We start from the raw sequence: 12133 nt of genomic DNA on the forward strand, positions 1-12133 counted from the left end.
CCACAGTCCGGGGAAAGGCTTCGAGCTGATCACCAGGCCCACTCAACCGAGCAAGCCGCTCTTCAACATCAAAGAAACCCGGCTGCTTCATGCCATCTATCCCTAATCCACATAGGGAAAATAGAATTACAGAGACCGGCTCAAAACCAACGGGTTTTTCGAACCCTCCACCTCACGATGCGGTGCTGCGGCGGCCAGAATATCACCGTGTCACCGCATGCCATGAGAAGAATTCTAGTGACGTATGAGAAGGAATTGCAAGCATGGCGCGCATTACGCTGAAAGGCAGTTTCGAGCCGGTGAAGGTGGCGCTATATGGCCATTTCCACATGGGGCATTACGTTTTTCCTGTAGGCATGGAGTGAACTTCTGAGATCCGTCATGGGTCCGAACAACAGAAAAGGCCGCTCGCAGGAGCGGCCTTTTCCAAGTTCTGGTGGCAACCTGTAAAGTCCGTCCTTTATCAGGACAGGGTGCAGATTACCGTCCGGCCTTCACAAGACGAATCGCCTCTATCCGGTCTTTGTCTCCACCCGCAGGAGCCAGACCGTTGCCCAGATCCTCACCTACAATCCGCGCGCAAAGTGCCAGCGAGAGTGCTCCTGCATCGGGATGCCCCTTACTGCGTTCGCCGTGCATTTTAGCGCGTCCCATCCGGGGTAGCAGATCACGCGTGGCCTGCGCAGCCTCGTGAGACGCTTCCGCCCCCATGCGCCAAGCATCCACAAGTCCATGCCCCGCAGCCAGCGCCTGCTCCAGCGTTTCGACAAACGGCACCAGCGCATCCACGAGTGTCTTGTCGCCCGGTTTCGCACGGCCAAGCTCCATGATGCGCTCCATGCTGTTCCGCGCGCCCCCTGAAAGCTGTCGCGCATCGGGCAGACTGTTGTCATCGAGCGCCAGACTGAAGGCCCGCAGTCCCTCGCCCCAGAGAGCGCCAGACGTGCCACCAGCCCTGTCCGCCCAGGCGTCCGCCGCCGAGGCCAGAACCGTCGCAGGACCAGCGCCGGCATCTGCCGCCGCCCGCGCGACCTTCGCCGCCGCCGCCGAGCCACGCGCCATGCCCTGACCATGATCCCCGTCACCCGCTACAGCATCAATATGCCCGAGATCAGACTCCGCTTCAGCCAGTGTCCGGGCCAGATGATCCATGACAGCGGCCACACACGCCCCGCCACGACGGCCCTGCGCCGTTCCGGAGCGCATGTAGAGGATCTCGGTTTCCTCAGGCACTTCAAGCCGCGTGATCCCGTCCCCGCTCAACTGGCCATGGCTTAGCGCGGCAGATTCCACAGGCGAACGCCAGTACCGCTCAAGATCCTCATCGAGCCAAGTCAGCGTCAACGAACAGCCCGCCATATCAAGGCTTGTGACATACTCGCCCACCAGCGGCGCCACGAGCGTCAGACCTGCCTTCTCAAACATAGGAACCAGCCGGTCCCACAGGACGAACAGTTCTTCCTGCTTGGTGCTGCCCAGACCGTTCAGCAGAACAGCTACCCGGCGCGAAGCCCCTTCCGGAAGCTCTGCCAGCAGGCGATCGAACAGGATATGCGCCAGATGCTCCGGGTCCGGGATATCCTGCTCGTCAATGCCCGGCTCCCCATGCACGCCCAGTCCGAGTGCCATGCGGTTCTTCGGAACCTCGAACAGCTTTTCCTTCTCGCCCGGCAGCGTGCAACCATCGAACGCCACGCCGAACGTGCAGGTCTGGCGGTTCACCCGCTGCGCGACTTCCTCGACTTCATCGAGCGTCAGCCCCGCCTCGGCAGCAGCCCCCACAATCCGGAAAATCACCAGATCACCGGCAATCCCGCGCCGCTTCTCCCGTGTGGACGTGTCCGAACTCGCCACATCATCCGCCGTCGCCAGAACGCGAACGTCATAGCCCTCTTCGCGCAGCCGGTCCGCTGCGATCCCGAAGTTCAGCACGTCCCCGGCATAGTTGCCGTAACCGAGGACGATCCCGCCTCCCAGATCGGCCTGACGTGCAATGCTTTTGATGGCCTGCGTGGACGGCGAGGCGAAGATGTCCCCTGCCACCGCCGCATCGCCGAAGCCCGGACCGACATAGCCCGCAAAGGCCGGATAATGTCCCGAGCCCCCGCCGAGGACGACGGCCACTTTGCCGCGACGGCCCGGCGTGGCCCGAAGCACACCGCCGCGCACATGCCGCACGAGATCGGGATGAAGCAGACTGAAGCCCCGGAGGGCGGACGCTGCGAAAGTCGATGCGTCACCGCAGATCTTGGTCATGGAACGTCTCCCTGTCAGATTTCAGACGGCATCACGGTTGAGGTAGCGGCGGGCCAGCGCATCGAAGGAAATCGCCAGCACGACGATTCCTCCACTGACGACCGACTGCCAGTACGGCGAGATGCCAAACAGAACGATGATGTCTTCGATGATGCCGATGATAACGGCACCCAGAACCGCCCCGATCGGACTGCCAATGCCACCCGTCGTCGCCACACCACCAATGACGGCCGCAGCAATCGGTCCCAGCACCCAGGTGTCACCAATGGAAGGCTGGGCCGTGCCCAGACGCGCCACCATCAGGATGCCCGCCAGCGCCGAAAGGAACCCGGCCAGCGCGAACGCGCCCATACGGATCGCATTGACCCGGATCCCCAGCATCCGCGCCGCATCGGGATTGCTGCCAATGGCATAGATGTAACGCCCGACCGGTGTGCGCAGCATGATGAATGCCACGATCGCCAGACAGACCAGCAGCACCAGGAACGGCACCGGCACGCCCATCACGAGCCCTCGCCCCAGAAACGTGATGTCCCGCGGCACACCCGTGATCGCAACACCCTTGGTCGCAACGAGGTTGGCGCCGCCATATACGCCGGCCATACCAATCGTTAGCACCAGGGAATGCAGGCGGAGCTGCGTGATCAGCGCCCCGTTCAGCAATCCGCACCCCCCACCCATCAGCAGGCACAGACCCAGCGACAGCCAGGGATTGAGCCCGAGCTGAACCATCAGGATGCCACCAACCACGCCTGCAAGCCCACCAATCGCACCCACGGACAGATCAAGCTCGCCGAGGATCATCAGGACGGACTGCCCGATCGTCACCAGCCCGATAAAGGCCAGCGCACGGGCAATGATCATCATGTTGAACGTCGTCAGGAAGTGCGGCGAAAGCGCACAGGACGCCCCGAAGATAATGACGAGCGCCGCAATCACGCCCCCCAGCGGATTTCCTGCCAGACGGGAGACGAGCGCCTTGAGTGGCGGGAGCTTCGGCGGCTGTTGCGAAGGGGCTGCCGGAACAGTGGTTTCAAGCGACATGACGGGTCTCCGGGGCGCCGATGATCGCGCCGACAAGCGTGTTGACGTCAGTAGTGGCCTGATCGAACGATCCCGTGATCCGGCCGGAATACATGGTGATGATCCGCGAGGCGCAGCGCTGGAGCTCGGTCATTTCGGACGAGACGAGAATGATCCCCACGCCCTCTTCCGCGAGCTGCTGCATGATGCGGTAGATCTGGAACTTCGTGCCGATATCGATGCCCTTGGTCGGCTCGTCGAAAATCAGCACACGCGGCCGCCGCGCCATCGCCCGACCAATGATGGCCTTCTGCTGGTTCCCACCCGACAGATGCGCGATCTTCTTGCCGGCCGAGGACGTCCGCACATCGAACTGGCGGATCGTATCGGCCACGACCTCGTTCTCACGCGCCGGAGAAATAATCCCGCCGCGCTTCATGCGGTCCAGAACCGAGAGGCTGATGTTTTCCCGCACACTCAGAAGCGGGAAAATGCCGTGATGCTTGCGCTCCTCGGACAGGTAAACCATCCCCAGAGCCACGGCCCGGTCAGTGCGGCCCTTCGGGATCTCCTCACCCTCAAGAAACGCATGCCCCCCCGTCGAACGCAGATATCCGAAGATCGTCTGCATCAGCTCCGAGCGCCCGGCGCCTACAAGCCCCGCAAACCCGAGGATTTCCCCCCGCCGCAGAACAAAGGATGCATCCGAGAACCCCGGCCCCGACATATCTTTAACGCTCAAGATGACGTCGGATTCAGACGCCGCCATACGCGGCTGGAACTTCTCCTCAAGCGAGACCGAACTGCCCGACATCAGCCGGATCAGGTGCACCTCCGTCATCTCCGGCATCGGATAGGTTCCCACGCTGCGGCCATTGCGCAACACCGTCACCGTGTCCCCAAGCGCAAAAATTTCTTCCATCTTGTGCGACACGAACACGATCGCGCAGCCTTCATCGCGCAGCCGGTGAATGATGCGGAACAAATGCTCCGTCTCATTGGCCGTCAGCGAAGACGTCGGCTCATCAAGGATCAGAACCTTGAATTCTTCACGGCATGCCGCGCGCGCAATCTGAAGGAGCTGCTGGTCCGGTACGCTGATGCGGTTTACGAGCTGCCCCGGCTTCGCATGAATGCCGAACCGCTCGATCAGTTCCGCCGCCGCCTTCTCCATTGCTCCGCGCGACACTGTCAGATGCCCGAACCCGGAACGGTTGAACGGCATGAACATGTTCTCGGCTACGGTCATCGGCCCGAACAGGTTCAGCTCCTGCGGGACATAGGCGACCTTCTCGAACAGTGTCCGGTCATGCAGCGCATCCTGTCCTTCGATCAGGATGGTTCCCTCATCCGGCACGACCAGCCCGGTCAGCGTCTTGATGAGCGTGGACTTCCCGGCGCCGTTCTCCCCGGCAAGAATATGGATCTTCCCGGGCTCCAGCGTCAGATCGACATGATCGAGCGCCACCACACCGGGATAGGTCTTCCGGACGCCTTCAATCTGAAGAACTGTCATGACCGTCACTCCCCTTCCTGTCCTGCTGCGTCAGAGGTTCTTGCTCGTCAGAAGATCGATGCCGGTATCGATGTATTTGGGCGTCTTCTGCCCCATCGCCCGCTGCCAGGCAGACACGACGGCCCAGTAACCCTGCATTTCCGGCCGGCTCGACGCAGAGGACTCAGCAACCCCATCCTTGATGAGCTGGATCATGTCATTGAGGTTATCGAGCCCCACTTCCTTGACCTTGCCCGTCTTGCCGCTCTCGCGGATGGCCTGGCCGACGCCCACCGGTCCGGAGGCATCGCACTCGACCCATCCGACCAGATCCGGATGTGCCTGCATGATGGCAGAGGCCTGCTTCTGCGCGGTCTCGATGCTGTCATTGTCCACGCCGGTCGCGACGACCTTCATGTCCGGGTATTTGGCAAAGACCTTCTTTTCACACTCGGCCCGCAGCGTATGGTTCGGCGCTGTCGGCACCCCCATCATGATCGCCACTTCGCCCTTCTTGCCGACCAGGTTCGCCAGCCGCTCGGCCGCCATCGTGCCCTGCTCGCAGAAATCCGCGCCCACAGCCGTGATATCCATGCCTTCAGGCGGCAGGGAATCAAACACCGTCATGGGGATCTTCTCGTCCACCGCCTCGTCCATGGTGGCGCGGTTGCCCTTCTCGTCCAGCAGATCGAGGATCAGCCCGTCCGGATGGGTCGCGATGGCACGCTCGATAATGTCGTTCTGGGACGACACATCCGCCGTCTGCGGCGCGCGGTATTCGATCTCGACCTTCCGCCCCGTCGCCTGCGAGATCATCGCCGCAGCCGCCTGTGCCCCATTATTCGCCTTGTCGAACCAGGGATGCACGGTCTTGGGGATCAGCACGAAGCGCAGGGGTGCGCTGTTATCCGCTGCATGGGCCTGACCTGCTGCAAGCGGCGCCAGAAATGGCGCAGCCGTCAGCATTGCGGCAAAAGCAAATGCCGTTTTCATAAGTGTATTCTTTCAAAAAACCAGCCGGATCAGTTCCGGACCGGGAGTTTTACTTCAGCAACTTGCGCCGACAGGAGCCTGCTGGCGGTATTTCTTTCCGAGCGCATCAATGCCAGCCACATTCCGTGCCGAGGCACTGCGCGGATCAAACGTGCAGGCCAGCCAGGCTTCGGCAATGGATTTCGCCACTTCCGGCCCGATGACGCGCGATCCCATCGTGATGATATGCGCGTTGTTCGACAGCGCCGCACGCTCTGCGGAATACGTGTCGTGGGTCAGCGCGGCCCGGATGCCCGGGATCTTGTTGGCGGAAATGCACACCCCGATCCCCGTCCCGCAGCACAGGATGCCCCGGTCGAATTCTCCATGCAGAACAGCCAGCGCCACACGCTCACTCAGTTCCGAATACAGTTCGGCCCGCTCGTCCTCGGGATGGGACATGTCAACGACGACATGCCGTCCCAGTGTCGAGAGATGTTCCACCAGAAGCCGTGCCAGGCCTTCGCCTGCACTGTCTCCACCAATCGCAATACGCATGACTGTTCTCCGTTTCTTTGACGTTCAGTCAGACTGTTCCGCAGCCGGAAACAGGACGTGATCCCGTGATGACCGTCATCACGCGGCAATTTTGCGGGACACAACCCCGCTCACACTTTCCACCAGCGTCATGAAATCCGCAGGCTCCCAGGCCGCACGCCCGACAAACACACCGTCCACATCCGGCAGTGCGACGTAATCGCGGATATTGGCCTGCGAGACGCTGCCGCCATAAAGCAGCGGGATGCGCACGCCACTGTCCCCCGCCAGTTCACGCACGACAGCACGCAACCTGGTATGGATCCCGGACACGAACGACGCCTCGGCCGGACGTCCCGCTGATCCGATGGCCCAGACCGGCTCATACGCAATCATGACCTGTCCCAGATCCTTTCTGGACACCCCATGCAGCGCAATTTTCACCTGACGTGCCAGCGTCTCCTGCGAAACCCCGAACTCGAATTCATCCGACGTATCGCCAATGCAGATCAGCGGACGCAGACCGTGCCGCAGCGCAGCCCTCACCTTGAGGTTCACCGTCCAGTCCGTCTCGCCGAAATGCTGTCGGCGCTCCGAATGGCCGATTTCCACAATGGACGCTCCGCACTCGGCGATCATCGGCGCGGAAACCTCCCCGGTCCAGGCGCCACTGTCCTCCCAGTGCATGTTCTGCGCGCCCACCAGCAGTGCGCTGTCTTCCAGCACCGAGCACACATCCCGCAGCGACGTGAAAGGCGGAATCACGAACGACCGGATCCCTTCCGGAGGCTGGAAGGATTCAAGCGCCCGCGCCGACGCAATCGCTTCGGCCGGTCCCTTGTTCATCTTCCAGCTCGTCCCGATCCAGACGCTCTTCTGATCCACAACCAACCTCCCGAAAGACTGACCAACTGGCTGAATGCTCATGACGATTCTCCCAGCCCAATGATATCTAAACCACTTTATCGCTAAACTATAACATTAAAACTGTTATTATCGTCAAAAATAACGATACATCCGAAAGGTTCCCCACCCTTCACGCAAACGTCACGCAGCCCGCTCCAGCAGGACAGTTTCCGTCACCACACTGTCGATCTCCAGATCGCGCCCGGCGACCAGTCCGCGTTTGCCCATTTTTTCATGATAGAGATGGGTGGCTTCCATGGGCGAGAGTGCGCCATCCGTGACACTGCGCATGGCTTCGATCAGCAGGACGGGATCGTCTGCGTCCACGATCTTGCGGCCGAACAGGGCAGCACGGGCGCCGCAGCACTGGGCCTGATGCAGAAGTTCCAGACAGTCGCGGGTCGTACCGCTTCCGCCGCCCATGATGCCGACGATCACAGACGGGTCGAACTCGCAGAGTTCCGTCAGCGCCTCTGCGCCATTGAACGGCACCTTGAGGAAAACCGGCCGCTCTTCGCGCCGCAAACCGGCCAGACAGCGGACAATCATGTCATTGAGGAAGAAACCGTGATCCGCCCGGGAAATGCGCCCTTCATTGGGATTGAACACTTCCAGGAAATACGAAAAACGCCGCTCCGCCGCTTCTTCGCGAAACCGGGCGAATTCTTCCAGCGCCAGACTATCCTGCTCGGCATCGCCATTGAAGGTCATGGAATACAGGCCGAGATTGGTCTGCGCTTTCATCAGGGACGCCGAACGGAACGGAACCGATTTCTGGCTCTGATAGCTGCTTCCCCGGCCCCGCCACAGGTCCGTGGTGTCATTGGCGCGGATGGCCGACTGGATGCGCGTCCCGGCGAAGGCATCTTCCTGAAGCAGGGTCTCCAGGATCGAAGCCGAAGTCAGCATGATGTCCACGACGTCCTGATCGAGGATCGTCCTGATCACATCGACATAGTCGCGCCGGGTGCGGAAGCGCGAGCGCTTTTCCTGCATGGAGACCGGATGGCGATGCAGACCCGTGGCGCTGATTCCGGCCGCCATATCGGAATCCTTGGCATCCGCGAGGATGAAATCGGTCCGGCTGTCCTGACCCGCTACCATGCGGGCAATCTTTTCTTCGTAACGGTTCATGGTTCATGCCCTCAGGGCTGTATGTGAAAACGATGCGGCAGGAAGCTCACCTTTCAACTGATGGCGCTCCTGCCCTTCCCGCCAGGTCAGCAGACACTGCTGCTCTGTTTCCTGAGCACTCCACTCTAGGGCTTCCCCCACGATGGCCCCGGCTTCTCGGACGACGTCCGGCGTCAGAAGGCCGCTCAGCGCAATCGGCGTGCGGCGGAACAGGACATCTGACAGCGTGCGCACCAGTTCATCGGTGGCGATGAAGGCCAGTTCACGCCGCGTGTAGGAGGGCAGACTGCGCAGCGGCGCATCCGGCTTTTCCTGACAGAACACGGCAAACGCCCGGGCCCGCGATCCATAACGCTCCAGAAGCAGGGCCGCCCGTGCTCTCGGCAGGCCGTGCGTGACGAAGAACTCGTCCAGATAGGCGGAATACCGTTCCGGGGGGGGATAGTCGCGGCCACCACCGATCGGGAAGTCCCGGGTGGACAGGTGCCGTCCCGCTCCCAGCATTTCCAGCACCCTGTCTGCCGTTTCTTCCGCCAGCCCACGAAACGTCGTCCATTTCCCGCCAACCAGCGACAGGAGCGGTATGCCGTCCAGAATGTCTTCATGGATGATGTGATCGCGGCTGATGGCTCCCGGATCGGCTGCATTGGTCGCAGGCAGCGGACGGACGCCGCTGTAGCGGTAAATCACATCCTCCGCGCTGAACCGGAAGCCCGGGAACAGGCCGCCGAGCATACGCAGCATGTAGTCCTGTTCTTCATCGGTGCAGACGGCGGTGTCAGGATCATCAATCCGCAGATCGGTCGAACCGACGAGCACATGGCCATAGAACGGATAGGCCAGGCAGATGCGTCCGTCCGGCGTTCCGAAATACATCATGCGGCCACGCAGTTCCTGCAGAAGCCCCTCATGTTGCAGGAGCAGATGGCTGCCTTTCGTTCCGCCAATATAACGGGTTTGGTGACCCAGATCAGCGTTGATCCGGTCGATCCACGCTCCACCCGCATTGACAATGAGCCGCGGACGGACATGGCGCGTCTCACCGCTTTTTTCGTCCCGCAGCTCCAGAACCCCATCTGCAAAAGACACCGGCACCGTGTAGGTCGAAACCGCGCAGCCCGTCCCGACATCCATGCCGTCGCGCACGCATTCATAACCGAGACGTTCCGGCTGGGTGATGGCAGCGTCATAGTATTGGGCCGTCGCCATGACATCCGCCGCTATATGCGGCCATTCCTGCCGTGTCTGACGCTTGAGGAACAGGCTGTGACGCGGCATCACCCGGGCACGACGCCCGAGGAAATCGTAAATCTGCAGCCCGGCTTCCAGAACGAGCGCACCGCGATCCGTCATTTTGCCGCCCAGCCTCAGAAATTTCCGGAACGACGGCACGATGCCGCCAAACCAGGAACGGATCGGCAGGACGGTCGGCAGAGGCTTGACCACATGGGGCGCGTTACGCAGCAGCAGGTTGCGCTCCAGCGTGGACTGCGCCACGAGCCGGAATTCGCCGGTCTCGAGATATTTGATGCCCCCGTGGATCAGGCGTGAGGGCGCGCATGACGCACCGGAGCAGAAGTCACTCCGGTCCACCAGAAGGACACGCAGGCCCTGCAGCGACAGTTCCCGGAACAGGCCAGCCCCATTGATCCCGGCCCCGATGATCGCGACATCGAACGTGGCATTGTCCGGTATGGTGGCGAGCCCCGTCATGGTCTGGCCTCCTGCGGCATGAAGCCCATTGCGGCATAATTCAGGACAGCGCCCGTCTCCACACCGACAGGCTCTGTAACGGGCTCTGCCTGAGCCGGGCCACCATCATAAAGATCCGACCAGAAAGGCCGCATGGCCTGGGTCAGAGCGACATAACGCCGGTAAATCCCTTCATAGACGCGACGCCGTTCGGTCTGGGGCCTGTATGTCTGCATCGGAATGATCTGGGAGAATACGGCTTCTTCCAGATCGGCGTATCGTCCGATAGAGACACTGGCTGTCAGCGCAGCTCCCAGCGCGCCTGCTTCACGCACTTCGGGTATTTCAACGTCTGCTCCCAGAATATCGGCGAACATCTGTGCAATCACCGGCTGGCCACTCCCGCCGCCCGATACGCCGATCCTGCGGACCGGGCCTGTCTGGCGCAGGGCATCGACATGCTCGCGATGATTGAAGATCGTTCCTTCCACCATGGCCTGGAACAGGTCAGCCCGGTCGTGCCAGGACTGGACCCCGAATAGCGAAGCACTGGCCGGCGCTTCATAGGGCGAGCCGAACAGGAAGGGATGGTACAGCGGAACCTGATGACGTCCGCCCGGCTTTGACAGGCGGCTTTCCATTTCCGCCGAGAGCTGCCGGGCCGCGTCCTGTTCGTCGGGCTTCAGAAGCCGGGCCAGCCAGTCAAGATTGCTGGAAGACGCTGGCGAAATGGCCATGCAGTTCCACAGGCCCCGCCGATATCCGGCGCGACAGGCCCAGCCCTCCCCGATGACCGGCCGGTCCCGGAACACTTCATTGATTGAGAACGTACCCGCCGTAATCGAAAGATCCCCGGCCTGCGTATGACCCACACCGACCGCAGCGGCCGTGACGTCATGCAGCCCGACCGAAACAGGCGTTCCAGCCCTCAGGCCGGTCCGGGAAGCAGCCTCAGGCGTCAGGACCCCACCGCTTTCACAGGACAGCCGCATCTCCGGCAGCGCATTTCGGATGCCCTGCAATCCCAGGATTTCCAGCAGTTCATCGCTGTAGTTCTGTGTATGCAGATCCGTGAAAGACGTGCTGGCTTCCGTCAGATCCGTCGCAATCTCACCCGTCAGGCAGTACCGGATCCAGTCCTTGGCGAAGATGACAGACCCGATCGTCGCATAACGCTCCGGTTCGTTCTCCCGGATCCAGGCCAGAAGCGTGTTGGCCGAATAGGCATAAGGACGCTGACCCGCCACCGGGAGAACCAGATCAGACAGGCCGTCGCGCTGCCAGCGCTCATGGAGCGCGGTAGCACGGCTGTCGAGCGACATGATCCCCCGCCCCAACGGGTTACTTGAGCGGTCAAGCAGAAAAACACCGTCCCCATGTGCAGTCAGCCCGACGGCGGCAACCGCCGAACCATCGATCCCTGCATCCGCCAGTGCGTCCTGAACCGAACCGATGACGGCCTCCCAGGTCTCATGCATATCCCGCTCAACATGGTGCGGCCGGTCCATATGCTGTGGAACACGACGACGCCCCGTCCCTGTGATCGCACCAGTCGGCGAAAACACGACAGCTTTGGTCGTCGTGGAACCACTGTCGATTCCGATGGTGAAATCCTGGCGCATTGAACACCCTCCAGACAGCACGACAGATCATCGAGCGATAAAAACGATGAGCACTCATAACACAATAAATGATATGTTTAACACATTTATATGTGATTTATCATAGATAAATGTGATATGTTGTGTGACATCTCTGGGGCTTTCCATCACCGAAGGAGAAGACGGCTATCTGGATGCCGATCTTTTCAATCAGTTCGACGCCTGGGGCTGGTTTGATAAAATAACCGCCTTTCATCCCCTGCCGAGGTGAAGGAAGTGAGAGGCAGTCGAAATCCTCACACCATGCTTTTTTAGGCTTAGGACCTATTAACTCATTGAGATGAGAGAGAGTTATTGTGATTCACAGGCCTACGATGGAGGGGGACAGTCAGCATGGGAGAATTAGGTCACGTTGACAAAAGAGCTGATCCAGAGCCTTGCGGCGGCGATATTGAGGAAACTCATGAATGACAAGGCGGTCTTGTCGTAACGGGCTGCGATGCGGCGCATCTGCTTG

At 61.0% G+C, this 12133-nt stretch carries 10 protein-coding genes; 1 reads left to right on the plus strand and 9 read right to left on the minus strand.

Going from position 1 to position 12133, the window contains the following annotated elements; translation table 11 throughout:
- Nucleotides 1-480: 480 nt before the first annotated feature.
- From HKD27_RS15925 to HKD27_RS15965, 9 genes are all read right to left on the minus strand, one after another.
- Complete coding sequence (locus HKD27_RS15925; RefSeq protein WP_194690184.1) at nucleotides 481-2256, minus strand: dihydroxyacetone kinase family protein; 1776 nt, start codon at nucleotides 2254-2256, stop codon at nucleotides 481-483.
- Nucleotides 2257-2277: 21 nt separating this feature from the next.
- Nucleotides 2278-3300, minus strand: a complete 1023-nt coding sequence (locus tag HKD27_RS15930; RefSeq protein ID WP_194264363.1) for an ABC transporter permease — start codon at nucleotides 3298-3300, stop codon at nucleotides 2278-2280.
- Nucleotides 3290-4795 carry a sugar ABC transporter ATP-binding protein gene (locus tag HKD27_RS15935; protein WP_194690185.1) on the minus strand — a complete coding sequence of 502 codons (1506 nt, stop codon included), beginning with the start codon at nucleotides 4793-4795 and terminating at the stop codon, nucleotides 3290-3292. The genes HKD27_RS15930 and HKD27_RS15935 overlap by 11 nt, the downstream gene beginning before the upstream one ends.
- A gap of 30 nt (nucleotides 4796-4825) precedes the next feature.
- Nucleotides 4826-5767, minus strand: coding sequence for a substrate-binding domain-containing protein (locus HKD27_RS15940; protein WP_062455916.1), 942 nt, complete (start codon nucleotides 5765-5767; stop codon nucleotides 4826-4828).
- Nucleotides 5768-5821: 54 nt separating this feature from the next.
- Nucleotides 5822-6304 (minus strand): RpiB/LacA/LacB family sugar-phosphate isomerase, encoded by a 483-nt coding sequence (locus HKD27_RS15945; protein WP_062495040.1) that lies wholly within the window; start codon nucleotides 6302-6304, stop codon nucleotides 5822-5824.
- Between the two features lie 78 nt (nucleotides 6305-6382).
- Entirely contained in the window at nucleotides 6383-7210 is an 828-nt protein-coding gene (locus HKD27_RS15950; RefSeq protein WP_194690186.1) for a triose-phosphate isomerase, read from the minus strand.
- Nucleotides 7211-7330: 120 nt separating this feature from the next.
- Nucleotides 7331-8323 (minus strand): hypothetical protein, encoded by a 993-nt coding sequence (locus HKD27_RS15955; RefSeq protein WP_172493376.1) that lies wholly within the window; start codon nucleotides 8321-8323, stop codon nucleotides 7331-7333.
- A 3-nt stretch (nucleotides 8324-8326) separates the two neighbouring features.
- Nucleotides 8327-10036 carry a glycerol-3-phosphate dehydrogenase/oxidase gene (locus HKD27_RS15960; protein WP_194690187.1) on the minus strand — a complete coding sequence of 570 codons (1710 nt, stop codon included), beginning with the start codon at nucleotides 10034-10036 and terminating at the stop codon, nucleotides 8327-8329.
- On the minus strand, nucleotides 10033-11637 hold the full coding sequence (locus tag HKD27_RS15965; RefSeq protein WP_194690188.1) for an FGGY-family carbohydrate kinase: 1605 nt from the start codon (nucleotides 11635-11637) through the stop codon (nucleotides 10033-10035). Before HKD27_RS15965 ends, HKD27_RS15960 begins: the two co-directional genes overlap by 4 nt.
- Before the next feature lie 124 nt (nucleotides 11638-11761).
- Here HKD27_RS15965 and HKD27_RS16675 point away from each other — a divergent pair, with 124 nt between their 5' ends.
- The gene (locus HKD27_RS16675; RefSeq protein WP_255522974.1) at nucleotides 11762-11887 is read left to right on the plus strand and encodes a hypothetical protein; all 126 of its coding nucleotides are present in this window, start codon (nucleotides 11762-11764) and stop codon (nucleotides 11885-11887) included.
- Nucleotides 11888-12133: the final 246 nt, after the last annotated feature.

This window comes from Gluconobacter sp. R75690 (assembly GCF_015244525.1).
GTDB classification, from domain to species: domain Bacteria; phylum Pseudomonadota; class Alphaproteobacteria; order Acetobacterales; family Acetobacteraceae; genus Gluconobacter; species Gluconobacter potus.